Source organism: Bradyrhizobium aeschynomenes (assembly GCF_013178945.1).
GTDB lineage: Bacteria > Pseudomonadota > Alphaproteobacteria > Rhizobiales > Xanthobacteraceae > Bradyrhizobium > Bradyrhizobium aeschynomenes.
In genome coordinates this window covers 164,274-188,939 of record NZ_JABFDM010000006.1, presented here as the reverse complement: position 1 = coordinate 188,939, position 24,666 = coordinate 164,274, and the positions used below count along the sequence as shown (strand labels likewise).

The following is a 24,666-nucleotide window of genomic DNA, read 5'->3' as shown; positions in this document are numbered from 1 at the left end:
CGGCGGGACATCAGTTTGGCTTCTGCGCCAGGGGATGTGTATCGAGATAGCGCTGCAAGCGCCAGCCGCGGAAGGTCCAGGAGCGCCAGTTCGCCATGTCGCTTGCCTGCTGCTCCATGAGCCGGTCGTGCACCCGGGACAGTCCGGCCTCCCCGGGCGACAGTAGCAAGCTCCGCCGGACCGCTGGCAGGGCCTGCGGACCGAGGATCGAGAGATGCTGCACGTCGATCGCGGCACCGCTCCGTCCTGCCTCACGGCTGTGGGCGACGTTGTAGTCGGCGATCAGCCCAGAGAAGTTGACGAGCGTGCAGGCATAGAGGGTCGCGGCGAGCGTCATCAGGTTCATGCGGACGAGCCACGCAGTCGGGCGGTTCAGAATGATCCGGATCACGATCAGGACCAGACCGATGGCAACCAACCCCATCCAGATCAGTGCCGCGATGCGCCAGTGCGTCAGGAGGTAGGTCTCGATGTAGATATGGACCCGCTGGATCGAGGAGAGCACCAGCAGAAGGTTCTGGCCGACCCAGAGGTAGACCAGGGGACGGATCAGCCGCGGCTCATCTTCCTGGCCGGAGCGGACGGCGGCGACGACGAAGGCCGCGGCTAATAGCGCCGTGACGATCAGCGGATAGGCGCCGCGATGGGCATAGGTAGCGTAGGTCACCCCGTCCGGAAGGGCCGCGTGTCCCCACAGATACGCACCATCCAGCGCAGTCTGAATCGCAAACAACAGGTTGAACAGGAGCAAGGAGCGCACGACGGTCTGCGGGCTGAGCAGGGGCACTACGGCCGGCGGCATCTGGTTGGCCCCGGGTTCGACCGGCTGGCTCGGCGGCGTCGTCCGCTGCCTCCAACGCAAATTGATGAACGGCCAGATCAGAGACAGCATCAGCAGCCAGAAGAGGGGACGTCCGAAGCTCATGCTGGACACGAGGCGCTGGGGGCGGAGTTGATCGAGCCACTGCTCGATCACGGGGTTGGCGGCGGCGAACAACAGGCTGAAGACGAGTCCGAACGCGAGCGGGATGCTCCAGGTCAAGAGCAGCCGCGTCAAATCATGGCTGCGGAACGTTGTGATCATGTCGGGTATCAGCCGGAACGGCCCGATCAGCAGCAACTGCCTTGCGGCGGTGAGCGGCAGGCGAAGTCCCTTGACGGCCCGATTGGTCGAAAGGGCGACGGCCGAGATCGTCGTGACGACGACGATCGACAGCGACGGCAGGGTGAAATCCTCGATCGCCGGAATTAGGCCAACGACGAGTACTATGGCCGCAAGGATCCCGCGCCGGCGGTCGGTGCCAGCATGATTCACGAGCATGCTGGCCGCGACGAGGGCCATGGCAAAGATCGGAAAAGAGAGCCCAACGATCTGGTCATAGAACAGCACGTCGGCAAGCCCGAGCAGGCCGAAGGCGACGGCGAATTTGTGCCACATGGGGAGAGAGACGGCCGGAGCAGCCGTCAGCTCTGCGGAGCTGGTCATTGCGGGATCCTCGAACGAGTCGCGATGCGGCCGGCGCTTGCCAGCCGATGAGCCAACATGACGCGGCCGGGTGCAGGGGCTCACGAAGAGGTCTGCAGCATTTCAGGATTTGTTTGCAGATATCGTGCAGAGGCGATTCCGCGGCTGGCGCAGGCGGATCGTCATTGTTACGCAAGGGTCGTTGTCTGCTTGCAATGATCGGCCTCACACATGCTCGGGCGTATCAGGACGCTGGTTCTCTGGACCCTTGCTCTGCTCTTCATCTTCATCACGTTCAACAGCAACGAGCCGTATCTGGTCCGCCTGCGCGGAACCGGCCACGCAGCCTTGCTCGTCATCGGCCTGGCAGCTCCGCTGCTGCTTTTGCTCAACGGCAGTTGGGGACGAGGTCCCGCGGGGCGGCTGTTGGTGCTGATATGGTGCATCCCGCTGTTCGCGTTGACGTCGACGCAATTCACGTTCGCCTGGCGCAAGTACGAGACATTTCGCACAGACCCGGACGCGGCCCGTCTGCTCGGGCGGCACTTCATGGTCGGCTATACGGTCCCGGAGGATGCCGCGGCGCTGGCACGGCGGGGCTTGATCGCCGGCGTCTATGTGACCCACCGCAACGTGCGCGGACGGACCACGGCTCAGCTGCGCGCCGAGATCGCGCGATTGCAGGCCGAGCGCCTGAATGCCGGGCTGGCACCGCTGCTGGTGTCGGCAGATCAGGAAGGAGGCCGCGTCGCGCACCTGTCGCCGACGGTGCCGAACATGCCCGGGCTTGCGACGCTGGCCGATCTGCCTGCGCCGCGTCGCGCGCATGACGCCTTCGAGATGGGGCGCGCTCAAGGACAGGCGCTGGCCGCAGCGGGCATCACCTTCAACCTGGCGCCGGTCGTCGATCTACGTCCGCGCTGGAAGCGCAACCGCTTGGACTTCCACACGCTGATAGGACAGCGGGCGATTTCCGACGATCCGGCTGCGGTGGGCGATATCGCGCTCGGTTATGTCCGCGGTCTGGAGGCAAGCGGTGTCCGCGCTGCGGTCAAGCACTTTCCTGGCCTTGGCCGCGTCGAGGCCGATACCCATCACTTCTCGGCGCATCTCGATACGCCAGCGGATGTGTTGGAGCAGTCGGATTGGCGACCGTTTCGTCAGGTGTTGGACAATTCGCACGCGGCGATGATGGTGGGTCACGTCGTCGTCGACGCGATCGATGGAGAGCGGCCAGCCTCACACTCCAAGGCCGTGCTCCAAGGCCTCATCCGCGACAGCTGGAAGTACAACGGCGTGATCGTGACCGATGATCTCGTGATGGGAGCGATCTACGGCCGCGACCTCTGCAGAGCCGTCGTGGAGGCCCTCAATGGCGGCGCTGACCTCCTGCTCGTCGCGTATGACGGCACGCAGTTCCATCGGGTGCTGGCCTGCGCCAAGCGGGCGCTGGCGCAGGGACGGATCGACTTGGATGCGCTTCGAAGGAGCGACGAGCGGCTCACGCGCTGGCTGCAAGGGGACGATAGATCTCTGGCGGCGAACGTTTCGGAAAGCTCTGCCTCCGGAGGCACGTCGACTGAGACGAGAGTGAATCGATGAGGATTGCTCGTTCGTCAGCGCGGACCGTTGCCGGTCCAGTTGCGCCAGGCGACGTTGGAGAGGCTGCGCAGATCCGTCGCCAATGGTCGTCGGGTCTGCTTGTCGTGTTGACCGACGACCTGTTCCGACTCGCGGATCTTGAGCAGCAGCTCCGCGACCTGCCGTTTGCTCCGCTCGATCGCCCTGGCATCGGCGCTCTCGCCGATGGTGAACCGCGCCGTTTCGATCTGCTTGAGCGCCGCGCGGTTCTTCTTGAGCTGAGCGCGATGCCAGGCGACCTTGCTGTCACTGTCCGCAACCATGGTGCACTCCCGAGGAATACCGCAAAGATTAAACAACCGGCACTTGATTCGCGACCGCTCCGGCCTGAGGTCCGAAGCACTCCGATACCAATCCGTGTCGGCTCGTCCCTGGATCGCGGCTCACTCCAACTCTGCGGCCCGTCTCAACTCATCGATGAGTTCCGAAGCTTGCGCCTTGGTCCGCACGTCCTGTGTCGGATCAAGCCGACCTGTCCGTTCGCCAAGCGTCTTCAAGTAGGAGGCTTGCGCGTCCGTCATCGGATCGTCTCCCGAAGTCCAGTTCCTCGGATTTTTTTCTATCTTCCCGGTCATGATCGACCTCCGTTGATGCCCCTCGCTGACAGCTTGAACACTTCTGGCTTGCAAATTGTTCCTGATTTGTTCTAGAGTGATTCAACCTCGGCATGGTGGATCGATGCGCGACCTCAGCTTCATTCGAGCGGAAATCGACCGGATGCGTGTTCAGGTCGGCCGGCAGCGACGTGAAATCGTGCAGTTGCAGCGCGCCGGAGTTGCCACAGAAGCGGCGAAGGCGTTGCTCGAGCGCATGCTGATGACGCTCGACGACCTGCGCGAGCAACGTGAGCGGCTCAAGCTGGAAAACTCTGATGGGGTTCCACGTCGCAGAGCGGCCAGACACGGCTGAGTTGTCCGCATCGCAGGCCGAGAGCGGTTCCGAGATGTGAGGGCTTGGCTCGCCGGACACATAACGGCCAATCTGCTTGGCTCATGAGGACCTCTGCGTCGTATTCTTCTGACGCGAAGGCGAGAGCTGTGAGCCGTTCTCGCGTGAGGTGTCGGCACCGCGCGCGCGCGGGATCACGATGTCCTGTCCGGAACCCACCAGTTCGTCGGGGGCTGCGTCGCACGGCTTGATCTCGAAACTGTTGTCGAGAACCTTCTCACCATGCGCGTCCAACGTAACCAGGTCAGCCTGTTCGGCGGCCTCCCAGACCTCGCGCTCGGTTCGAAACGGACGCGTCAATCGTTCGTCGTTCTCAAATAATGCGTAAGGCACGAGGGGACTCCAGATCGCATCCGTCGACAGAGCTGCCGGGCCCCCGCGTCGCGCGGGGACGGCCAAGTCTGCTCGCTCTCTACAAACAGCGGCCGCCGCGGGCTGTTCCACGAAGAATCCAGGCCGCTGATCGACCAGTTGTGACGATCGGTCGGGGTTGCGTCGGGAACGATGGTCCCATGCGCAAGGTTGCCCGCAGTGTCAATTCAAACCGGAGAAGACGATGGACATCAAAGGAAAGAGGATCGCAATCCTCGCGACCAACGGGTTCGAGCAATCCGAGCTCGAAGTGCCGCGTGATCGCCTGAAGCAGGCTGGCGCCACCGTCGAGATCGTCTCGCTGGCGTCAGGCGAGATCAAGGGCTGGGATCAGAAGGATTGGGGGCGGCCCGTAAAGGTCGACAAGACGCTCGACCAAGCCACTGCGTCCGACTATGACGCGATCGTGCTGCCCGGGGGACAGATCAATCCCGATCTGCTGCGGGTGGAGCCGAAGGCGTTGAAGTTCATCAAGGACGTCTTCGACGCCAAGAAGATCGTGGCGGCGGTGTGCCACGCCCCCTGGCTCCTGATCGAGACGGGCATTGCAAAGGGGCGCAAGATGACGTCCTACAAATCGATCAAGACCGACGTCGCCAATGCCGGAGCCCAGTGGCAGGACGCCGAGGTCGTCGTCGATCAGGGCGTCATCACCTCGCGCAATCCCGGCGACCTCGAGGCTTTCAGCGCCAAGATCATCGAAGAGGTCAGGGAAGGCCGCCATCTCCAACGCAGTGCTGCTTGAGACGAGCGGGCGAGGGAGCCGGATCCGCGTGACCGGTTTCCCGCATGGACGGGCCCAGCGCCCGAGGGGTCGAACGCTGGGCCGCAGTCCACACGGAGTGCCTCCAGCGAGATGGGGGAACGCCGCTGGAGACTCGGAGAAGACGTCTGGTATGTCGTGTCGTTCCTAACTCCGTCAGATATGGCAGCGCACGCCTCACTCTCTTTCGCATCTCTTGCCGCTGCCGCGCACCCGGTCGCAAGCTCCCGTGAACGGAGGGAACTTGCGCCTCGATCACGGGTTGGCGGGTTTTCGGGCCGCGGAGATGTGCCGTGAGTGAGAAGGCGAAGATTCAAGACTACAAGGCACCTGCGGGCGGGTGGGGCTCGGTTCAAGCTGTCGCAGGAATCTTGACACAGGAGGAGGTCACGCTGCTCGGTAGCGAGATTCTTCTCAAGCAGAACAAGCCGGGCGGCTTCATGTGCGTCAGCTGCTCCTGGGCCAAACCGGCAAAGCCGCATCTCTTCGAATTCTGTGAGAATGGCGCCAAGGCTACGGCGTGGGAAATCACCGGCAAGACGGTCGGGCCGGAGTTCTTCTCGCGGCACACGCTCGCCGAATTGCGGACATGGTCGGATCACCAGCTGGAAGAGCAGGGGCGCCTGACGCATCCGATGCGCTACGACGCGGCAACTGATCGATATGTGGCCGCGAGCTGGGACGACGCGTTTCGCGACATCGGCGCTCAGCTGAACGGTCTCGATCCCCGCGCCGTGGTGATGTACACGTCCGGCCGGGCGTCGCTCGAGACGAGCTACATGTACCAGCTGTTCGGCCGGATGTACGGGACGAACAATTTTCCGGACAGCTCCAACATGTGCCACGAGTCGACCTCGGTCGCGCTGCCGGAGGTCATCGGCGTGCCGGTGGGCACAGTACTTCTGGAGGATTTCGACAAGGCCGACTGCATTCTCTTCTTTGGCCAAAACACGACGACGAACTCGCCGCGCATGCTGCATCCGCTGCAGCGTGCCGCGCAGCGCGGTGTCCCCATCATCACGTTCAATCCGTTGCGCGAACGCGGATTGGAGCGCTTCACGAATCCGCAGAATCCCATCCAGATGGTGCTGACCGGCGGCACGCGGATCAGCACGCAATACCATCAGCTCAGGGTCGGGGGCGACGGGGCCGCGCTACTCGGCATGTGCAAGGCCGTGATCGAGGCGGATGACGCAGCGGTCGCAACGAAAAGCCCGCGCGTTCTGGATGCGGCCTTCATCGAGCAGCATACGTCTGGGTTCGAGCAGTTTGCGAACTATTGCCGTCAAGCGTCGTGGAGCGATATCGAACGTGCATCCGGTCTCGGTAGGGCCGACATTCTCGAGGCAGCCAAGGTCTATGCGTCGGCGCACGCCGTGATCGCCAATTACGGGATGGGAATCACACAGCATCGTCATGGCGTCGAGACCGCCAAGATGATCGTGAACCTGCTCCTGCTACGCGGCAACATCGGCAAGCCAGGTGCAGGCATTTCCCCCGTTCGCGGACATTCGAACGTACAGGGGCAGCGTACGGTCGGGATTTCCGAGAAGACCAAGCTGGTGCCGCTCGACAAGCTGGCTGAACTCTACGCGTTCGAGCCGCCACGCTGGGACGGACTTAGCACGGTCGATGCCTGCGAGGCGATCATCAGGGGCGACGTGAAGGGGTTCGTCAGTCTCGGCGGCAACTTCCTGCGCGCGGTACCGGAGCGGTCCCTCATGGAGCCCGCCTGGTCAGGGTTGCGGCTCTCGGTGCAGATCGCGACCAAGCTCAATCGAAGCCACCTCGTTCCCGGCGCGGTCACGTACCTGCTGCCGTGCCTGGGTCGGATCGAAATCGATCGGCAGGCAGGCGGAGAGCAGGCGGTGTCGATGGAGGACTCCACCACCTGCATTCATGGCTCGCGCGGACAGCGCCAGCCCGTTGCCGAGGGATTGCTATCGGAGCCGGCCATCGTTGCCGGTCTTGCAAAGGCAACCCTGGCGCCGAATCCGCACGTCGACTGGGACGCATGGGTTGGCAACTACGCGCTGGTCAGGGACGCGATCGAGCGCACCTATCCCGATCAGTTCAAGGATTTCAACGAGCGTCTGTTTCAGCCCGGCGGGTTTCCGCGGCCGCTCGGCGCCCGCCAGCGCAACTGGAAGACGCCGACCGGCAAGGCGAACTTCACGGTCCCGAAGGCGGCCTTGAATCCGCCCGAGGAGGGCAATGGCGTGTTCCAGTTGATGACGCTGCGTGCGGACGGCCAGTTCAACACGACGATCTACAACGAGGACGACCGCTTTCGTGGCGTCACGGGCGGCCGTCAGGTCATCTTCATGAATGCAAGCGACATGGCCGATCTCGGCATCGTGCAGGGCGATCTGGTCCGTCTGTCGACGGTTGCCCATGACGGGATCGAGCGCTCGCTCGGAGGATTGCAGAGCGTTGCGTTCGACATTCCGAGATTCAGCGTCGCGGCCTACTATCCGGAGTGCAACGGATTGATCCCGCTCTGGCACTATGCCGAGGGCAGCAAGGTACCTGCCGCCAAATCGGTGCCGGTGCGGATCACCAGGGACACATCCGGCTGAGCCGCGCCGCAGCCGTCAGCCGGTGGCGCGCTGTCGTGCACCCTCGGCGACGGGCACCGCGAACGCATTGGTCGCCTCCGGCGGGGTGACTCCAGGGCGAAGCGGAACGAGCAGACGGCAGACCAGGCCCTCGGGACGCCAGTCGAACACCGCACGTCCGCCCAGCTGGCTCTCGACGCTGGCCATCAGGCTGCGGGTGCCGAAGCCGCGGGAGGTCGGGACGTGGACCAGGGGCCCGCCGGTCTCGATCCAGACCAGATCAAGGCGATCATGCTCGATCGTCCACTTCACCGACAGTTGCCCCGACCGGACCGACAGAGCACCGTATTTGGCAGAGTTCGTCACCAATTCGTGCAACGCCAACGCCAGCGTCTGCGCCGTCGCGGGCTGAAGCTGAAGTTCGGCGCCGCCGAAGTCCACTTGTCCGCCGGTCGCATAGGGCGCGAGCTCCTCGGCCACGAGCCGGCTCATCTCTGCGCCCTGCCAGCTCGATAGAGAGAGGATGGTGTGAACGCGCGCGAGGGCGCTGATGCGGCCCTCGACGGCGCTGACATACGTCCCGACGCTGTCGGCCTTGGTCAATCGAACGATCGATTGCGCCAAGGTCAGCGCGTTCTTGGCACGGTGATCGACCTCGCGGGTCAACAGGTTCTGGCGCTCCTCCGCGCGCTTGCGTTCGGTGATGTCGATGGTGACGCCGCTGACGCGGATCATCCGACCGGTCCTGTCCGTGGTCGCGGCCGCCGTTCCGAAGCACCAGCGCTCCTCGCCATCCGGTCGGATTATGCGGAACTCCGTCTCGTAGGACGTCGTGCCGAGTCCAAACTCCGCGATCACCTGGCTAGCGCGGGCCGCATCCTCAGGATGCAGCAGGCCCATGATGTTCACGCTGTTGAGCTCGAAGCCCTGCGGTGTCACTCCGAAGATGCGATATTGCCCCTCGTCCCACATCCAGTCGCCATTCACCCCATCCCAGTCCCAGGAGCCCATCCTGCCGGCGGCGATGGCCATGCTGCGGCGCTGCTCGCTTTCGATCAGCTGAGCCGTGGATCTCTCAAGCTCGGCCGTGCGCGCGCGAACACGGTTTTCCAGCTCGCGATTCAAGTGCTCCAGCTCGCGTGTCTTGCGATAGAGCTCGGCGAACACCTTGATCTTCGCGCGCAGCACCTCCGGGACCACGGGGACCGGCACGTAGTCGACGGCCCCCATCTCGTAGCCGCGCAACCGATCGAAGTCGCTGACCTGAATCGCCGAGATGAAGATGATGGCGATCTTCTGAAACCGCGGATGCTCGCGGATCATCTGCGCCAGCTCGAAGCCGTCGAGCTCGGGCATGCAGACGTCGACGAGGATCACCGCGATCTCGTTCTTCAGCAGGATCTCGAGCGCTTCCCGGCCGGAAGTGGCCACCACCAGATGCTCGCCGAGCTCCTTCAGGATGACTTCGTAGGCGAGCAGCTTCGCCGGCTGATCGTCAACCAGAAGAATATTGACCTTCTCATGTTCCATCATGATCAACCGTTCAGCGGTGCAGCCACATGCGGATCGCAAGAAGCAGCTGCTCGGTGTTGACGGGTTTCGCCAGGTAATCGGACGCGCCTGCTTCGAGGCACTTTTCGCGATCTCCCTTCATGGCTTTCGCGGTCAACGCGATGATCGGCAGCCGGGCGAAGGCTGGAGTCTGCCTGATGACCCCGATGGTCTGGTAACCGTCCATCTGGGGCATCATGATGTCCATCAGAACGATCGCGATCTCGGGACTTCGTTGGACGAGCTCGATCGCCTCCCGGCCGGTGGTTGCGGTGAGCACGCGCATGCCGCGGCGTTCCAGCACGCTCGACAAGGCGAAGATGTTGCGTGCGTCATCGTCGACCAGCAGCACCGTCTTCCCGATCAGATCATCGTCGGAGCTGTTCAGCTTCTCCAGCATGCGTTGCTTCTGGACCGGCAGTTCCGTGATCACACGATGGAGGAACAGCGAGGTCTCGTCGAGCAGCCGCTCGGGGGACTCCACGCCCTTCACGACGATGCTGCGGGCCATCGTGTGCAGCTCGGCGTCCTCCTCGGCCGACAATTCGCGTCCGGTGAACACGACGACGGGAACGCCGGAGAGCGTATCGTCGGAGCGCAGCTGGTCGAGCACGTCGAAGCCACTCATGTCGGGGAGACGAAGGTCCAGCACGACGCAGTCGCAAGGCGCGTTGCGGAGCTCATCGAGCGCGGCCGCGCCCGTCTCCGCCGCGACGATCTCGATGTCGTCGTGATCGAGCAGTTGGCGAATGCTCATCTGCTCTGCGGCATTGTCCTCCACGATCAGCAATCGCTTGCGCCGCGGCTTGGCGTATTCCTTGATCTGAGACAGCGCCGCGCTGACGCCTTCCGTCGTGGTGGGCTTGCTCACGAAGGAGAAGGCGCCGCGCGCCAGAGCGTGCTGACGGTCCTCGTCGAGCGTGATGATCTGCACCGGGATGTGCCGCGTCAACGGATTGTGCTTGAGCTGGCTGAGAACGGTCCATCCGAGCATGTCCGGAAGGAACACGTCGAGCGAGATCGCGGCCGGCTGATACTGCTTGGCCAGATCCAGCGCTTCCGCGCCGCGGCCGGCGACCAGAACCTTGAAGCCCTTGTCGCGCGCAAGATCGATCAGGACGCGGGCATAGTGCGGATCGTCTTCGACGACCAGCAGGATCGTGTCTCCCGGCTCGAGGTGCAGCCGATCATCCGCCAACTGCTCGATGGCGCGCTCGGGCACCGGAGCCTGCAGGGCAGGGGTCTGGAGATAGGGAACGGGCGCGGCGGGGCTGACGCGCGGGGCCGTCGCGGGCCCCGAATATTTGAGGGGCAGATACAGCGTGAAGGTGCTGCCCTTGCTCGGCGCGCTCTTGAGATGGATCTCGCCGCCCAGAAGGTTGGCGAGCTCCCGGCTGATCGCAAGTCCAAGTCCGGTGCCGCCATATTTGCGGCTCGTGCCCGCGTCGGCCTGCTGGAATGCCTCGAAGATCAGCTTCTGCTTGTCCTGAGGAATGCCGATGCCGGTGTCCGACACCTCGAAGGCGATCACGGCCGGCGCATTGTTGAGCACCGGGTGTTCGGTGCTCCAGCCCCCCAGCGCTGCGAACACTTTCAAGCGGACGCCGCCTTCGGCGGTGAATTTGAAGGCATTCGAGAGCAGGTTCTTCAGCACCTGCTGCAGGCGCTTGGAGTCCGTGACGATGCTGCGCGCCAGCGTCGGATCGACATCGATGTTGAAGGAGAGGAGGCGGTTTTCGGCCTCGTGGCGGAACGGACGCCCGACGGTTTCCAACAGGTTCGCGGTGAGAATCTCCTCGGCATCGACGGTCACGGTACCGGACTCGATCTTGGAAAGATCGAGAATGTCGCTGATGAGATTCAGCAGGTCCGTGCCGGCACCATGGATGGTGCGGGCAAACTCGACCTGTTTGAGGGTAAGGTTGCCATCGGGGTTTTCGGTGAGCTGCTGGCCGAGGATCAGGATGCTGTTGAGCGGCGTGCGCAGCTCGTGCGACATGTTGGCCAGGAACTCGGACTTGTACTTGGAGGTCAAGGCGAGCTCGGTCGCCTTCTCCTCGAGCGCGCGGCGTGCCTGTTCGATTTCCTGGTTCTTCCGCTCCACCTCGACGTTGCGCTCGGCAAGCTGCTGCGCCTTCTGCTCGAGCTGCTCATTGGTCTGCTGCAGCTCGCGCTGCTGTGCCTGCAGCTCGGCGGCGAGCTGTTGCGACTGCTTCAACAGCCCCTCGGTCTGCATTGTGGCCTCGATCGAGTTGAGCACGATGCCGATGGAGTCGGTCAGCTGTTCGAGGAACGTCATCTGCGAGGTCGTGAACGGACTGAGCGATGCCAATTCTATCACGGCCTTGACCTGGTTTTCGAACAACACCGGCAGCACCACCAGGTTCTTCGGGACGGCCCGGAGCAGGGCGGAGCCCACGGGAATGACGTCGGACGGAATCTCCGAGACCAGCCGTTGGCGCTTGTCGAAGACGCACTGTCCGATCAGGCCTTCGCCGAACTGGACATGCTGCCGGTGCGGATACACGCCGTCATCGGCATAGGAGGCGAGCAGGCGCAGCTGCGGTGTCGACTCGGTTTCGACCTGATAGATCACGCCACGGTGGGCGTTCACCAGCGGCGTCAGCTCGGTCAGCAGCAGGCGGCCGACGGTGGTCAGGTCGCGCTGGCCCTGCAGCATGTTGGTGAACTTTGCGAGGTTGGTCTTGAGCCAGTCCTGCTCGGTGTTGAGGTCGGTTGTGAGCCTCAGATTGGTGATCATCGTATTGATGTTGTCTTTGAGCTCGGCGACCTCGCCGCGCGCATCGACCTGAATCGAACGGGTGAGGTCGCCCTTCGTCACGGCGGTCGCGACCTCGGCGATGGCGCGGACCTGTGAGGTCAGGTTGGCCGCGAGCAGGTTGACGTTGCCGGTCAGGTCCTTCCAGGTGCCGGCGGCACCGGGCACGTTGGCCTGGCCGCCGAGACGACCCTCGACGCCCACCTCGCGGGCGACGCTGGTGACCTGATCGGCGAAGGTGGCGAGCGTCTCCGTCATGTTGTTGATGGTGTCGGCGAGCGCAGCAACCTCGCCCTTCGATTTCACCGTCAAGTTCTGCTTGAGATCTCCGTTGGCCACCGCGGTGACCACCTTCACGATGCCGCGCACCTGCTCGGTGAGGTTGGCGGCCATGAAGTTCACGGTATCGGTGAGGTCCTTCCAGGTGCCGGCGACGCCCGGCACCTGGGCCTGGCCACCCAGCTTGCCTTCGGTACCCACTTCGCGCGCGACGCGCGTGACCTCGCCGGCGAACGCGTTGAGCTGGTCGACCATGGTGTTGATCGTGTTCTTGAGCTCCAGGATCTCGCCCTTCACGTCCACCGTGATCTTGCGCGAGAGATCGCCGCGCGCCACGGCCGTGGTCACCTCGGCGATGTTGCGGACCTGCGTCGTCAGATTGGCCGCGAGCAGGTTGACGTTATCGGTGAGGTCCTTCCAGGTGCCGCCGACGCCCGGCACCACGGCCTGTCCGCCAAGCCGGCCCTCGGTGCCGACCTCACGCGCGACGCGCGTCACCTCGGCCGCAAACGAGCGCAACTGCTCGACCATCGTGTTGAGGGTGTCCTTGAGCAACAGGATCTCGCCGCGCACGTCGACCGTGATCTTCTTCGACAGGTCGCCACCGGCGATCGCGGTGGCGACTTCCGCGATGTTGCGCACCTGTGCCGTCAGGTTCGACGCCATGAAGTTGACGCTGTCCGTCAGGTCCTTCCAGGTGCCGGCGACTTCCGGCACCTCGGCCTGGCCCCCGAGCTTGCCTTCGGTGCCGACCTCGCGCGCGACGCGCGTCACCTCGGAGGCGAACGCGTTGAGCTGGTCGACCATCGTGTTGATGGTGTTCTTCAGCTCCAGGATCTCGCCCTTCACATCGACGGTGATCTTGCGCGACAGGTCGCCGCGCGCCACCGCCGTGGTTACCTCGGCGATGTTGCGGACCTGGGCGGTGAGATTGCCGGCCATCGAGTTGACGCTGTCGGTGAGATCCTTCCAGGTTCCGGCGACGCCTGGGACGTTGGCCTGACCGCCAAGCCGACCTTCGGTGCCGACCTCGCGTGCGACGCGCGTCACCTCGCCCGCGAAGCGGTTGAGCTGATCCACCATCGTGTTCAGCGTTTCCTTCAGGCTTAGGATCTCGCCGCGAACGTCCACCGTGATCTTGCGCGACAGGTCGCCGCCGGCGATCGCCGTAGCCACTTCGGCGATGTTGCGGACCTGGGCGGTCAGATTGCCGGCCATCGAGTTGACGCTGTCGGTCAGGTCCTTCCAGGTTCCGGCAACGCCGGGAACCTCGGCTTGGCCGCCGAGCTTGCCATCCGTGCCGACCTCGCGCGCCACGCGCGTCACTTCTCCCGCGAAGGCATTGAGCTGATCGACCATCGTGTTCAGCGTTTCCTTCAATTGAAGGATCTCGCCGGAAACGTTGACGGTGATCTTCTTGGAGAGGTCGCCTTTGGCGACGGCGGTCGCGACCTCCGCGATGTTGCGGACTTGTCCCGTGAGGTTGGAGGCCATCGAGTTGACGCTGTCGGTGAGATCCTTCCAAGTGCCGGCGACGCCGCGCACCATGGCCTGGCCGCCGAGCTTGCCTTCGGTGCCGACCTCGCGGGCGACGCGCGTCACCTCGCCGGCAAAGGCGTTGAGCTGGTCGACCATCGTGTTGATGGTGTCCTTCAGCTCGAGGATCTCGCCACGAACATCGACCGTGATCTTCTTCGACAGATCACCGTTCGCCACCGCGGTCGTCACCTCGGCGATGTTACGCACCTGTGCGGTCAGGTTCGACGCCATCGAGTTGACGCTCTCGGTCAGGTCCTTCCAGGTGCCGGCGACGCCGAGCACGTTGGCCTGGCCGCCGAGCCGTCCGTCGGTGCCGACCTCGCGCGCGACGCGCGTGACCTCGCCGGCAAAGGCATTGAGCTGGTCGACCATGGTGTTCAGCGTCTCCTTCAGCTGAAGGATCTCGCCGGAGACGTTGACCGTGATCTTCTTCGACAGGTCTCCGCTCGCGATCGCCGTCGCGACGTCGGCGATGTTGCGGACCTGGGCGGTGAGGTTGGAGGCCATGAAGTTGACGTTGTCGGTCAGGTCCTTCCAGGTGCCGGCGACGCCGGGCACCTGCGCCTGACCTCCGAGCTTGCCCTCGGTGCCGACCTCGCGCGCCACGCGCGTCACTTCCGAGGCGAATGCATTGAGCTGATCGACCATCGTATTGATGGTGTCCTTCAGCTCCAGGATTTCGCCACGCACGTCGACGGTGATCTTGCGCGAGAGATCGCCGCGCGCCACCGCCGTGGTCACGTTGGCGATGTTGCGGACCTGCGCGGTCAGGTTGCCGCACATGGCGTTGACGGAGTCGGTGAGGTCCTTCCAGGTGCCGGCCACACCCGGCACGATCGCCTGACCGCCGAGCTTGCCGTCGGTTCCGACCTCACGGGCCACGCGCGTCACTTCGGAGGCGAACGAGCGCAGCTGATCGACCATCGTGTTGATGGCCTCCTTCAACTGCAGAATTTCGCCGCGCACGTCGACCGTGATCTTCTTGGACAGGTCGCCATTGGCGACCGCGATGGTCACCTCGGCGATGTTGCGGACCTGGCCGGTCAGATTGTTGGCCATCGAGTTGACGCTCTCGGTCAGGTCCTTCCACACGCCGGTGACTTCCGGAACCTGGGCCTGGCCGCCGAGCTTGCCCTCTGTGCCGACCTCGCGGGCGACGCGCGTCACCTCCGAAGTGAAGACGCTGAGCTGCTTGATCATCGTGTTGACGATGGTGGCCGATTGCAGGAACTCGCCTCCCAGCGGCCGGCCGTCGACGTCCAGCTTCACGGTCTGTAGCAGATCGCCCTGCGCCACCGCGGCGACGGCGCGCGTGACCTCGCGGGTCGGCCATAAGAGATCGTCGATCAGGGTGTTGATCGAACTCTCCATGTCGGCCCAGGAACCGCTGGCGATGCCGAACCTCACGCGCTGCCGGGTCTTGCCCTCGCGGCCGACGACCTGGCCGACACGTTCGAGCTGCTGCGCCATGCGCTCGTTGGCGGCAATGATGTCGTTGAACGTATCGGCAATCTTGCCGTCGATGCCGAGATAGTCGCCGCTCATTCGGACGGAGAAGTCGCCTGAACGCATGGCCTGGAGCGCGCGAAGCAGATCCTGGCTCGCATCTGGTCCCTCCGCGCCAGTACCCGGACGACTGAAGCCTTGCCGGGCCGGCAGCGGACTATCAGCAGGATCGAGATCGCTCATCAAGTTCCCCCGAGGCAGTATGCGTGCCGGCAAGAATCCGAGTCTCATTTGCGGCCGGCATACAAGCCGCGGCAACATCTCAAATCAAGCCGGATGCCTTTTCTCGCAACAATTGGAACCCGTCGGAGATGGCATAAGCGGCTCAACGCGCTCCATCGCCAATCGTTCCATATAATTTTCCCTACGCGGCACGCCGCGCTACATCGGCGGAACCGAGGGAGCGCAATGGCTTTGGGGTGGGCAATGAGAAGCTGAGCGGACCTGGTTCCGTGACGAGCGACCCCGCCGCAAGCTCCGCAACCCCATAGTCCGCGCCAACCTCCGGGGAGGCCAGAGACAATCCCGGCGGAAGCGGGACGTCGTCCTTGTGCGGCCGTGACGACAACGGAGATCAGTGCCGGACAAGATGCCGGAGAGCAATGGCAGCGTCAGGCCAACCGCCCAGCAGAACCAAAGCCGGCGCTGAACGCGGGTTAGCTATTTCGCTGCCAGCTCGCTCTTGATGTCGCTCAGCTCGATCTGCAGACCTGTGAGCTCCACCATCGCGAAGCGCCTGACCTCCTGATTGTCAGGCACGGCGAGATAGCTTTCCAGAACGGCGATCGTGGTTTGATACTCCGCAATTTCTGCTGAATAGAACTGGCGGACGAAATCCGTCCCGTCGGTGGGGCTCACGTCGGCCAGCATGGCTTCTCTTCCGACCGACTGCTTTGACGCCGGTTCAGCGCTCACTCCGGTGCTGGTCTCGAGCGCGGCAAGCGCACGGGCGCGTCGTGCCGCAGCTTCCGCCCGCATTCATGCGGCACTTCTCCGATCCGACCGGTCGAGCGACGCAGTACGATCATACGCGTTCTTCTGAAATGCGTTGAACTCGTTCAATTTCGCGATCAGCGGCGAGGCCGTGGGCGCTGCAGCGGCCGAGGCGCCATGCGAAGCCGTCTCGGTTCCACGCAACATTAATATCACGTAACGCAGTTGCGTCAGATCGGCGGGGCTCCCAGGTAGTCCGAATGAAACAGTCAGATCTCTTCAGAGAAAACGCGGACAACTGCCTTAACCTCGCCGAGCGAGCCGAGAGTGACCCGGCATTCCGTCGCTATACGCGCATGGCCCAGGGCTGGCACGCATTGGCGAACGAGCAGGATTGGCTCGACGGCGAGGTCACTCCGGTATTTCCAGGGAGGGGCGAGCCGCTCCACGAATAGACATGGAAGACCCAACTGGGAATGGAGGACTTCACGATGGCCCCCCGTATCGTTCTCATCGCGCTGCTCACCGCCTTCAGCGTGGCCTCCGCGGCCGCGGCGCTCACCACAATTCGCCAGGTCCATACGGAAGCCTATTCGCTTCCTCAACCCGTGACCCGCATCTGACGGTGAGGGGACAGGCTCACGGCTGTCCCGCCCCTCCGGACGATCCGTAGACCTGCCCGTTGGCGTAGCTTGCGTCTGCTGCTGCCAGCTGAACATAAATCGATCCAAGCTCCGCGGGCTGCCCTGGCCGACCAAGCGGCGTCTGCCCGCCGAACTTCTCGAGCTTCTCCATCGTCGCCCCGCCCGAGACTTGCAGGGGCGTCCAGATCGGGCCAGGTGCAACGGCATTGACCCGAATGCCCTTGGGGCCAAGCTGCTTGGCGAGGGATTTCACGTAGTTCATCGTCGCGGCCTTGGTCTGCGCATAGTCGTAGAGGTCTGGCGACGGATCATAGGCCTGTTCGGACGAGGTGCCGATGATCGCTGAGCCGGGCTTGAGGTGGGGCAGGGCGGCCTTGATGATCCAGAACGGGGCGTAGATGTTGGTCTTCATCGTCGCGTCGAAATCCTCGGATGACACGTCAAGTATTGATTGGCGGGTCTGCTGACGCGCCGCGTTGTTGACGATGATGTCGAGACCGCCGAGCGCGTCGAGGGCTTGTGCGACCAGCTGCTGACAGAAGCGTTCGTCGCGCAGATCGCCGGGAATGGCGACCGCCTGTCGTCCTTCGGCCCTGATGAGTGCAACCACCTCCTGCGCATCGGGCTCTTCGGTCGGATAGTAGTTGATGGCGACGTCGGCGCCCTCGCGCGCATAGGCGATCGCTGCCGCGCGGCCCATCCCGGAGTCGCCTCCGGTGATCAGTGCCTTGCGGCCGGCGAGACGTCCCGACCCCTTGTAGGTGGTTTCGCCGTGATCGGGACGCGGCGACATCTTGCTGGCGAGGCCGGGCCAGGGTTGGGACTGCTTGTCGAACGGCGGCTTCGGGTAGTTCTGCGTGGGATCCACCAACTGCTCCGGTCTCATCGAGTCGGCTGCCATCGTTTCGCGTCCTTTCGCCGTTGCTGATGTCAATGAGGCGGCTGCGAGTGTCGCAGTGCCTCCAACCATTTGACGGCGTGACATCGAATGTCTGCCTTCGTCGGCCATTCGGGTTCTCCTCATGATGGTGATCACCAACCGGCGACCGCTGTGAACGTTCGTTCACGAGGTCGCAAAATGCACGCCGTCGCGATCGCTTCTGCGCTCTGATGTGACTGAGACGTATTGGCTCAGTTGGGAACAAATGCCGCCAGCACGCGTCGTGTCAGGGAAATCTCGATTGCGGATTGTCGCGCGGTTGGATCGTCGCGATTCAGGGCACGGGTGGGATCATGCCGTTCTATCATTTTGATTTGACGAACAGCGAATCGATCGCCGGAGATCGTTACGTCGAGTTGCCCGGCGACGTCGAGGCAATGGACTCGGCTGACGTGATCGCGCGACAGCTGGTTTCGGATCATCCCGAGTTGCGCAATCAGAACTATGCGGTTCTGGTCACCAACGAGGAAGGCGACGAGATCTGCCGTGTTCCGCTGGATGTGCTGCATTGACAGGAAAATGGAGGAGGTCTGCGATGGATCAGACGAGCCAAGGCATCGTCAAAACAGGTCGTGGCGAGGAGCAGCCCGCCGACAAGGATCGGGCGCAGCTCGCACATCAGACGACGTCGCCCAACTCGCCGAGCCGTGAGGCGACGGGGCGTCCTGAGGAGAAGGACCGCAAGGCGCCGGGATCCCGCTGACCCCGCGCGAATGGGAACGTCCGGCGCGGGTTGACGTTTTTCCTTGCAGGAGTGGAGACCGAAATGACATCCATGGTTGATTCAGCGATGCTCGAGCAGCGTGAATATGGCAATCTGATCGGGAGCGACAAGGTCGAGGGCACGTCAGTCTATGGCGCCGACGACAACAAGATCGGCACCATCGAGCGCGTGATGATCGACAAGTTGAGCGGTCGCGTGTCCTATGTCGTGCTCGCGTTCGGCGGCTTTCTCGGTCTCGGCAACGACCACTATCCGCTGCCGTGGCAGTCGCTGAAATACGACACGCGGCTCGGCGGCTACGTCACGGGAGTCACCGAGGATCAGCTTCGAGGAGCGCCGCGATATTCCGACGAGCGCGAGTGGGACTGGGGTGATCTCGCGACCGGCCGCAAGGTCGACGACTATTACGGGGTCCGGCTCGCCTGACGCCCCCGCGTCCCGACTGCGCTCCGCGCTCAGGCCGCCGGCGTCTGCACGCTGCTGTCGGCGGCTGATCCGGCCATCATGCTCCGCCGGCTCGACAGCCAGATCGGAATCTCACGATAGCAGGTGCCCTTCTCGTTCATCTCGGCAATGGTCCATCGGCTCGGATGGCGCTCCTTGCCGACGAAGACCCAATCATCCGCCGAGGCTGGCGGCTCGTTCGGCCGCGTTCTCAGCCATGCCGAACGGGCTCCCTTCGGCAATCGGTCCTGCTTCATCTGATACAGATCATATACTGGCGAACGCATGACGCTACTCGTCCTCAAGCAACCGCAAGTCTCGACACCCTCAGCGTGTCCCGTGGTCAAGGCGGAATTGTGGGAGTTGCGCGTCCAGGCTGTGCAAAATTGCGACCGGCCTGTGGTGGCGGCATCTGCCAAAAATCCTCGCGTGACACGCGTCGCGCTTCGACGAAACGGCGCGCGGGGCTGATTCCAGAACCCCGCGAGCCGGGAAGGACGACGATCGCGTCCGGCAATGAAGAGCCCGCCAGCCGCGGCCGGAAGGCTGATCCAATCAGAAGAAGGCGTAGCTGAGATCGAGGCCGTAGGTGGCGTGAAGAATGAAGCCGAACGCCGTTGCGCCGCAAAGCATCAGAATCGTCCGCAGCTTCTCGGAGTCGATGCGCGTCTCTTCGAGATGGGTCGGGAGAGCCTTGGTCAGTGTCGTCATGGTGGGACCTCTGTACGCGAAACGAAGACGGAGAGTGAGTGATGAAAGAATATTCGAGGCTTGTTAGAACCCGTTCTGGGGCGGTGTTTTTGTAGGGCTCCAGAAGAGTTCTAATTGTGAAAGAGGAACCCAGCATCGTGCAGTTTTTGGGGCAAAGTTGAGGAAAGTAAATGTTCGGTAAATTAAATCTCAGGTTGATATTAGTTGCGCATAGTATTGTTGCACGTCTTGGCTGCTGAATGAAGTTGCCAGGTTGCCAAGGCGCAGCCGCGCACGTTGGTAAGCTTAATTCTTGTCGGAAAAGCATTCTGAGCGATCCTGGCCTGCCCGGCCGGATCGTTGCGAACGGCCAAGTGAGCCCGCCCGTCGTGCGGGTTGCAAAAGCAACTCGAAGTATAGGGCCGGCATGTCGCGCGCTCGGCCAATATGTGGCGAGGCATTAACCCCTGTGGCGTTGTCGCCACGAGGTCGCCAGCATCTGTGGCATGACTGGTATCATGTGAATGACGCCGACGGAAGGCCGCTTCGGAATTCTCTCTCTCGATGTGCTCATCCAACAACAGCCGCATATTCATCGAGGTCGTATCCCACGCGCGTCTCGCGTTGAGCCCAGGTGAGGCGTCGGCATGGCGGGGACGTTGCACCGGCCGAGCGCTGGCGCTCTCGCGGCACCGCATGCCCGAGTCATGGCAGTCGCTTCGCCCTCGTTCGAGGAGGAGGGCGCAGGGAAGGCCGGGCATCCACTGACACCCGCGGCCCCCGTGCGGAAAGATTGCACGGGGCAGGAACCACAGGCGCAGCCGGACACTCCCAGCCTCCCCTGCACAATGGCTTTAACGGCTGCTTCGCGTTCTCCCTGGTGCGCCGGCTTCTGGCCACCATCGGTCGGAGCCCTCGTCGAGCTCACGACCTTGATATCAGCGTCGGGATATCAGGACCGCGCGACTTGACCGTGCGCAATGAACTGTTCGTCCGCATGACCAGCATGCTGCAGTCCGCTGCGCCCATCATATCCCGCACCCAACGCTCGTGACGATCGCGATGCGCCCCTCTGCTGCGAGGCGGGACGAAGACAGTCAACACGAATTCCGAAAAAAGGAAACAACGATATTTTTCCGCGGACGACTGGACAGCCCAAATCACCTTGAGCGCGCTCGTGAAATGACGTTCCGCGCGCAGGCATCAATGGTCCGCGTTGCATTGAAATCGGCGGGGCATGGCGCGCGCGATGGAGGGCGATTTGGCCGACGGGCAGGGCCGGGTGGTTTCGCGCGAGCGAGCCCTTCGTGCCGGACACCGCGTTTGGCCGCGCCGAGCGGCGAGTCCGCTGGATGTTCGGGGCGCGCCATGAACCTTGGGCGTTGCCGTGCGTTCGTCCGGCGAGACTATAGCGGTGCCTTCGCAGGGCCGCGAAGCTGAGCTAACGTCGCGGCTTTCCCAGGCTGTTCGGAACGACAGACATGACATCGATCATCAAGGCTCTTTCCGCGCTCGCATGCGCCGTCTGCTGGAGCGCCGGCGCACAGGCCGAGCCGGTACGCTGGAGCACCTATCGCATCCCGGAGACCGGCACCTCGGTCGACATTCCCGTCTCGGTCTTCAGCGACATGGCCGGTCGACCCGATGGCTACGGCCAACGCTTCCAGACCGCCGACGGCCGCGCCAATCTCACGGTGCAGTCGATGGCGAACGACACCGGGGATTCGCCGGCGCGGTTCCTTGCCAGGAAGAACCCTCCACCGAACATCCAGTACAAGCGCATCACCGCACGCTTCTTCGCCGTGTCGAGCTACAAGGGCGATTACGTCTGGTACAACCGCTGCAACTTCGTCGGCCGTTACGTGCACTGCGTTCTCATCAACTATCCCCGGGCCTGGGAGCGCGATTGGGACGGCCTGGTGACCCGGATCAGCCTGTCGCTCAGCCGAGGCTGAGGACGGCGCGGCCACCATCGCCCGTGCGGTTTGATCCAGCTCAATGAGGCCGTCGGGTCCCGTTGCATAAGCTCCGGCTTCCTTTCAGCCGCCGCTGGCAAACGGGCTTCTCCTTCATGGCTGCTGCCTCCTTCACCGTCCGGGCCGAGAGTGTCAGCGCGATCGCCACCATCAGGTGCCGCAGCGCGCAGGATGCGCTGCTCACGGCCAACACCTATCTGCGCCTGGGCGCCGCCTGCGTCAGCATCGAGACGCCCGGCGGCCAGAGCATCAGTCCAGACCGGCTGGACGCGTTGCTCAGCGATTCCGGAGGCCGCGTCGGCCTGTGATGCCAGCCCGGTGCGGGCGCTTGGGCATGACGGTGTCGAGCCTGCTCACAGGTCCGGTCCTCATCATCAGATCACCTGGAGATCACCTGGCTCAGGACGATGCCCCGATGCTGTCGTCAGGTCGAGCCGGAGGCCAGGAGACGTCCTCGATATAGGGTCCGTAAAGGACGTCCTGCCGTCGCTGGTAGATCGTGACGAGGGCAACGGCGGCAATCAAACAAAATGCGCTGAAAATGGCCAGTTCGAACATGTCAAAAGCTCCACCAGTGACGACGTGGCGGATGCAGCCGCAGGCGTCAAACGGAAGCCGCCGTTAAGCTGAAGAGGAAAGCTTAACACCATGACCGAATGGTCCGGCGGGTCCCGCGCAGGCTGGCCGCGCGGCGTTCACCGCGGTCTGCAGGGGGCTTTTCGGACGTTCCGGTGCGGCAGAGAGGGCGATTGGCCCCCCGATGGTCGCGGGGAGCCCGATGCCGGACCGGCTACCGTTCACGCTACCTTAGGCAATGAGCCGTAGTCATGGGGGCGAACGTTGCGTGGGGTGGATGGCGCGCTGACGCGAGCGAGGACGGCTTGGTCGGGGGGCCGGCCCGACGGCCGTCGAGCACGACCTGATCGCCACGGACCTTGCGTGGACCACCGCCACAGGTGCCGCCAACGAGGTGCACGTCGGTCGTCATCGCCTCGCAGATTGATGGGCTCCGCATGTCAGATCTCGTTTCAGCTTCGAGCTTTCTTCCAAAGGAGCGGCGACGGTGGAGTGCCGGCCTCCTGGTCGCAGTGCTCGGACTTGCGGCCGCGTTCGCGATCAAGGTGCTCTGGATCAAGACCGGCGTGCTGGATGCCATGTCGACCGACGACGCCATGCGACTGGTTGAGGTTCGCGATCTGATCAATGGCCAGGCCTGGTCCGACCTCCACCAATACCGGCTGGATCCGCCCGGCCTCCTGATGCACTGGTCGCGGCTGATCGATCTGCCGCTGGCCCTCTCGATCCTGCTGCTGAAACCTCTGCTAGGAACGCACCAGGCCGAGCTGGTGACGCTGACCCTATGGCCGCTGTTGCTGTTTGCGGTCGCGCTCGCGCTGGTTGCTGCAATCGCCCGGCAGATGAGCGGCGGCGCGCCGACGGCGATGCTGGGAGCCCTCGTGCTGGCAATGCTGGCAATGCCGGCCCTGGCGCATTTTCGGCCGGGCAGCATCGATCATCACAACGCGCAGATCGTCCTGGTGCTGGCCATGATGTTGTTCGCGCTGCAGATCGAGCGCAGCGCGTTCAAGGCCGCATGTGCCGGCATTGCGGCGTCGGCATCGCTGGCCGTCGGCGTCGAGATGCTGCCGGCGATCGCGACGGTGAGCGTTGCCGTGGCCGGTCTCTTCATCTGGCGAGGGGCGCCGGTCGCGCCACAGGTCTCGGCGTTCGCCGGCGCGCTCGCGGCGTCGTCCCTGGGTTTCGCACTGCTTCTGCTCCCGCTGTCCACGCTCGCGGCGCCGGTCATGGACGCGCTCGGCGGGCCGCTGCTGCTGTTGACGGTCGGCGGCGGCGCCGGCTTGATCCTCATGGTCGGGCTCGATCGTCTTCGCTCGAGCCCGCCGCTGCGCCTCGTCGCTGCAATGGGAGTTGCGGCCGCTCTGCTGGCGGCATCCTATCTGCTGTTCGGAAAGTCCCTGATGTTTCCGTACGCGCAGCTCGATCCGCTGGTCGTCTCGTTATGGCTCGACAACGTGCAGGAGACGATCTCGCTGCCGAAGATGCTCCGGCTCGGTCCGGAAGAGGCGCTCGGCTTCTATGCCTGTCCTGTGATTGCGCTGGGGGTCGCCGTTGCGGCGTTGCTGCGCTCCGATCCGTCGGATCGGTTCCGCTGGGTGATCGTGATCCTGACGCTCGCCTCACTGCTCGGGGTCAGCCTGTGGGAGATGCGCGGGGCGGCCGGGGCTGCGATGGTCGCTGCGCCGGTCTTCGCGGCAGGCGTCGCGGTGCTCTGGCCATCGCTCGCGATCGGAGGCAATCTCGTGCTGTTGGCCTTCGTCGTCTCGCCGGCGATGTTTGCGACGCTGTCCGGCACGGCCAAGCCGCTGATTGCTGCGGCGTTCAAATGGGAGCCGTTGGTGTTCGACGACCCGGCGACGATGTGCCGGAGCGTTTCGGATGCCACGCCGATGCGGCGACTTCCCAAGGGACGCGTCATGGCGCCGACCGATATCGGGCCCGCCATTCTCGTCGAGACCGACCACGAGGTCTTTGCCGCCCCGTATCATCGCAACAATGACGGCAATCTCGCATTCTTCCAGCTGATGCTCGCGCCAGGTCTGCTGGCGCATCAGATCCTGTTGGACCGGCAGGTCGACTACGTCGTCACCTGCCGGACCGCGCCGAACCGGCTCGTGATGGGGCGCGCTCCCAACGGCCTGGAGGCAATGCTGTTTCGAGGCGAAACGCCCGGATTTCTCGAGCCGGTGGATGTCGGCCCGTCCGCCAAGATCGCGGTGTGGCGCGTGCGCAAGTGACGTCTCGGCGGCAACTTCGGCGGCCATCCGAGGCCGCAACGATTACTCCGCAACGGCCGGACGATCCGCATCCAGCTCCGGGAACATCGCCCGGCAGC

The 24,666-nt window shown here is 63.8% G+C and carries 23 protein-coding genes; 12 read left to right on the top strand and 11 right to left on the bottom strand.

Features of this window, described 5'->3' with window-relative positions; genetic code table 11:
* Positions 1-10: 10 nt before the first annotated feature.
* Complete coding sequence (locus HL666_RS19080) at positions 11-1,390, bottom strand: DUF4153 domain-containing protein (protein WP_311975966.1); 1,380 nt, start codon at positions 1,388-1,390, stop codon at positions 11-13.
* 306 nt (positions 1,391-1,696) lie between these two features.
* Here HL666_RS19080 and HL666_RS19075 point away from each other — a divergent pair, with 306 nt between their 5' ends.
* The gene (locus HL666_RS19075) at positions 1,697-3,067 is read left to right on the top strand and encodes a glycoside hydrolase family 3 N-terminal domain-containing protein (RefSeq protein WP_172182959.1); all 1,371 of its coding nucleotides are present in this window, start codon (positions 1,697-1,699) and stop codon (positions 3,065-3,067) included.
* Positions 3,068-3,081: 14 nt separating this feature from the next.
* Here HL666_RS19075 and HL666_RS19070 read toward each other — a convergent pair whose 3' ends face one another.
* A complete protein-coding gene (locus tag HL666_RS19070) occupies positions 3,082-3,369 on the bottom strand; it encodes a hypothetical protein (protein ID WP_172108721.1) in 288 nt (95 codons plus the stop codon).
* Between the two features lie 120 nt (positions 3,370-3,489).
* On the bottom strand, positions 3,490-3,681 hold the full coding sequence (locus HL666_RS19065; RefSeq protein ID WP_172182957.1) for a DUF3072 domain-containing protein: 192 nt from the start codon (positions 3,679-3,681) through the stop codon (positions 3,490-3,492).
* A 103-nt stretch (positions 3,682-3,784) separates the two neighbouring features.
* On the opposite strand from HL666_RS19065, the gene HL666_RS19060 reads away from it, so the two are divergent.
* Entirely contained in the window at positions 3,785-4,015 is a 231-nt protein-coding gene (locus tag HL666_RS19060; RefSeq protein WP_172182955.1) for a hypothetical protein, read from the top strand.
* Positions 4,016-4,096: 81 nt separating this feature from the next.
* Here the strand turns inward: HL666_RS19060 and HL666_RS19055 are convergent, their stop codons facing one another.
* On the bottom strand, positions 4,097-4,354 hold the full coding sequence (locus HL666_RS19055) for a hypothetical protein (protein WP_172109775.1): 258 nt from the start codon (positions 4,352-4,354) through the stop codon (positions 4,097-4,099).
* Between the two features lie 256 nt (positions 4,355-4,610).
* Between HL666_RS19055 and HL666_RS19050 the strand changes: the two genes are divergently transcribed.
* Both HL666_RS19050 and HL666_RS19045 read left to right on the top strand, forming a co-directional pair.
* Entirely contained in the window at positions 4,611-5,171 is a 561-nt protein-coding gene (locus HL666_RS19050; RefSeq protein WP_172108727.1) for a type 1 glutamine amidotransferase domain-containing protein, read from the top strand.
* 311 nt (positions 5,172-5,482) lie between these two features.
* The gene (locus HL666_RS19045; protein WP_172182953.1) at positions 5,483-7,768 is read left to right on the top strand and encodes an FdhF/YdeP family oxidoreductase; all 2,286 of its coding nucleotides are present in this window, start codon (positions 5,483-5,485) and stop codon (positions 7,766-7,768) included.
* A 15-nt stretch (positions 7,769-7,783) separates the two neighbouring features.
* Here HL666_RS19045 and HL666_RS19040 read toward each other — a convergent pair whose 3' ends face one another.
* The 3 genes from HL666_RS19040 to HL666_RS19030 form a co-directional block, all read right to left on the bottom strand.
* Positions 7,784-9,277, bottom strand: coding sequence for an HWE histidine kinase domain-containing protein (locus HL666_RS19040; RefSeq protein WP_172183264.1), 1,494 nt, complete (start codon positions 9,275-9,277; stop codon positions 7,784-7,786).
* A 13-nt stretch (positions 9,278-9,290) separates the two neighbouring features.
* Complete coding sequence (locus tag HL666_RS19035) at positions 9,291-15,467, bottom strand: HAMP domain-containing protein (protein WP_172183262.1); 6,177 nt, start codon at positions 15,465-15,467, stop codon at positions 9,291-9,293.
* A gap of 594 nt (positions 15,468-16,061) precedes the next feature.
* Positions 16,062-16,379, bottom strand: a complete 318-nt coding sequence (locus tag HL666_RS19030) for a DUF4142 domain-containing protein (protein ID WP_172182951.1) — start codon at positions 16,377-16,379, stop codon at positions 16,062-16,064.
* 215 nt (positions 16,380-16,594) lie between these two features.
* Between HL666_RS19030 and HL666_RS34245 the strand changes: the two genes are divergently transcribed.
* Together HL666_RS34245 and HL666_RS34430 are read left to right on the top strand one after the other, a co-directional pair.
* Positions 16,595-16,789: a hypothetical protein gene (locus HL666_RS34245; protein WP_246741569.1), complete on the top strand. Its 195-nt coding sequence runs from the start codon at positions 16,595-16,597 to the stop codon at positions 16,787-16,789.
* 36 nt (positions 16,790-16,825) lie between these two features.
* Positions 16,826-16,957 carry a hypothetical protein gene (locus tag HL666_RS34430; protein ID WP_283814795.1) on the top strand — a complete coding sequence of 44 codons (132 nt, stop codon included), beginning with the start codon at positions 16,826-16,828 and terminating at the stop codon, positions 16,955-16,957.
* 16 nt (positions 16,958-16,973) lie between these two features.
* Here the strand turns inward: HL666_RS34430 and HL666_RS19025 are convergent, their stop codons facing one another.
* Entirely contained in the window at positions 16,974-17,987 is a 1,014-nt protein-coding gene (locus HL666_RS19025; protein WP_283812580.1) for an SDR family oxidoreductase, read from the bottom strand.
* A gap of 224 nt (positions 17,988-18,211) precedes the next feature.
* Between HL666_RS19025 and HL666_RS19020 the strand changes: the two genes are divergently transcribed.
* The 3 genes from HL666_RS19020 to HL666_RS19010 all read left to right on the top strand — a co-directional run bounded on the left by HL666_RS19020 (position 18,212) and on the right by HL666_RS19010 (position 19,068).
* Entirely contained in the window at positions 18,212-18,430 is a 219-nt protein-coding gene (locus HL666_RS19020) for a DUF6894 family protein (RefSeq protein ID WP_172108733.1), read from the top strand.
* A gap of 23 nt (positions 18,431-18,453) precedes the next feature.
* Positions 18,454-18,621 (top strand): hypothetical protein, encoded by a 168-nt coding sequence (locus tag HL666_RS19015; protein WP_172108735.1) that lies wholly within the window; start codon positions 18,454-18,456, stop codon positions 18,619-18,621.
* Between the two features lie 63 nt (positions 18,622-18,684).
* Complete coding sequence (locus HL666_RS19010) at positions 18,685-19,068, top strand: PRC-barrel domain-containing protein (RefSeq protein ID WP_376698601.1); 384 nt, start codon at positions 18,685-18,687, stop codon at positions 19,066-19,068.
* Between the two features lie 29 nt (positions 19,069-19,097).
* Here the strand turns inward: HL666_RS19010 and HL666_RS19005 are convergent, their stop codons facing one another.
* Both HL666_RS19005 and HL666_RS19000 read right to left on the bottom strand, forming a co-directional pair.
* On the bottom strand, positions 19,098-19,373 hold the full coding sequence (locus tag HL666_RS19005) for a hypothetical protein (RefSeq protein WP_172108739.1): 276 nt from the start codon (positions 19,371-19,373) through the stop codon (positions 19,098-19,100).
* A gap of 268 nt (positions 19,374-19,641) precedes the next feature.
* Complete coding sequence (locus tag HL666_RS19000; protein WP_012043977.1) at positions 19,642-19,797, bottom strand: hypothetical protein; 156 nt, start codon at positions 19,795-19,797, stop codon at positions 19,642-19,644.
* A 1,460-nt stretch (positions 19,798-21,257) separates the two neighbouring features.
* Here HL666_RS19000 and HL666_RS18995 point away from each other — a divergent pair.
* Both HL666_RS18995 and HL666_RS18990 read left to right on the top strand, forming a co-directional pair.
* Positions 21,258-21,731, top strand: coding sequence for a hypothetical protein (locus tag HL666_RS18995; protein WP_172133131.1), 474 nt, complete (start codon positions 21,258-21,260; stop codon positions 21,729-21,731).
* A gap of 116 nt (positions 21,732-21,847) precedes the next feature.
* Positions 21,848-22,060 (top strand): hypothetical protein, encoded by a 213-nt coding sequence (locus HL666_RS18990; protein ID WP_172108743.1) that lies wholly within the window; start codon positions 21,848-21,850, stop codon positions 22,058-22,060.
* Positions 22,061-22,151: 91 nt separating this feature from the next.
* Here the strand turns inward: HL666_RS18990 and HL666_RS18985 are convergent, their stop codons facing one another.
* The gene (locus HL666_RS18985; RefSeq protein WP_172108745.1) at positions 22,152-22,310 is read right to left on the bottom strand and encodes a hypothetical protein; all 159 of its coding nucleotides are present in this window, start codon (positions 22,308-22,310) and stop codon (positions 22,152-22,154) included.
* Between the two features lie 455 nt (positions 22,311-22,765).
* Between HL666_RS18985 and HL666_RS18980 the strand changes: the two genes are divergently transcribed.
* Complete coding sequence (locus HL666_RS18980) at positions 22,766-24,568, top strand: hypothetical protein (RefSeq protein WP_172182949.1); 1,803 nt, start codon at positions 22,766-22,768, stop codon at positions 24,566-24,568.
* Positions 24,569-24,666: the final 98 nt, after the last annotated feature.

Bases quoted from the DNA above. Each gene is read 5' to 3' on its own strand.
- HL666_RS19035 (WP_172183262.1), bottom strand. From the start codon at position 15,467: ATGCGTTCAGGCGACTTCTCCGTCCGAATGAGCGGCGACTATCTCGGC.
- HL666_RS18990 (WP_172108743.1), top strand. From the start codon at position 21,848: ATGGCTGCTGCCTCCTTCACCGTCCGGGCCGAGAGTGTCAGCGCGATC.
- HL666_RS18995 (WP_172133131.1), top strand. From the start codon at position 21,258: ATGACATCGATCATCAAGGCTCTTTCCGCGCTCGCATGCGCCGTCTGC.
- HL666_RS19010 (WP_376698601.1), top strand. From the start codon at position 18,685: ATGACATCCATGGTTGATTCAGCGATGCTCGAGCAGCGTGAATATGGC.
- HL666_RS19025 (WP_283812580.1), bottom strand. From the start codon at position 17,987: ATGGCCGACGAAGGCAGACATTCGATGTCACGCCGTCAAATGGTTGGA.
- HL666_RS19060 (WP_172182955.1), top strand. From the start codon at position 3,785: ATGCGCGACCTCAGCTTCATTCGAGCGGAAATCGACCGGATGCGTGTT.
- HL666_RS18985 (WP_172108745.1), bottom strand. From the start codon at position 22,310: ATGTTCGAACTGGCCATTTTCAGCGCATTTTGTTTGATTGCCGCCGTT.
- HL666_RS19075 (WP_172182959.1), top strand. From the start codon at position 1,697: ATGCTCGGGCGTATCAGGACGCTGGTTCTCTGGACCCTTGCTCTGCTC.
- HL666_RS19000 (WP_012043977.1), bottom strand. From the start codon at position 19,797: ATGACGACACTGACCAAGGCTCTCCCGACCCATCTCGAAGAGACGCGC.
- HL666_RS19040 (WP_172183264.1), bottom strand. From the start codon at position 9,277: ATGGAACATGAGAAGGTCAATATTCTTCTGGTTGACGATCAGCCGGCG.
- HL666_RS19005 (WP_172108739.1), bottom strand. From the start codon at position 19,373: ATGCGTTCGCCAGTATATGATCTGTATCAGATGAAGCAGGACCGATTG.
- HL666_RS18980 (WP_172182949.1), top strand. From the start codon at position 22,766: ATGTCAGATCTCGTTTCAGCTTCGAGCTTTCTTCCAAAGGAGCGGCGA.
- HL666_RS34430 (WP_283814795.1), top strand. From the start codon at position 16,826: ATGGCCCCCCGTATCGTTCTCATCGCGCTGCTCACCGCCTTCAGCGTG.
- HL666_RS34245 (WP_246741569.1), top strand. From the start codon at position 16,595: ATGAAACAGTCAGATCTCTTCAGAGAAAACGCGGACAACTGCCTTAAC.
- HL666_RS19030 (WP_172182951.1), bottom strand. From the start codon at position 16,379: ATGCGGGCGGAAGCTGCGGCACGACGCGCCCGTGCGCTTGCCGCGCTC.
- HL666_RS19015 (WP_172108735.1), top strand. From the start codon at position 18,454: ATGGATCAGACGAGCCAAGGCATCGTCAAAACAGGTCGTGGCGAGGAG.
- HL666_RS19020 (WP_172108733.1), top strand. From the start codon at position 18,212: ATGCCGTTCTATCATTTTGATTTGACGAACAGCGAATCGATCGCCGGA.
- HL666_RS19070 (WP_172108721.1), bottom strand. From the start codon at position 3,369: ATGGTTGCGGACAGTGACAGCAAGGTCGCCTGGCATCGCGCTCAGCTC.
- HL666_RS19065 (WP_172182957.1), bottom strand. From the start codon at position 3,681: ATGACCGGGAAGATAGAAAAAAATCCGAGGAACTGGACTTCGGGAGAC.
- HL666_RS19050 (WP_172108727.1), top strand. From the start codon at position 4,611: ATGGACATCAAAGGAAAGAGGATCGCAATCCTCGCGACCAACGGGTTC.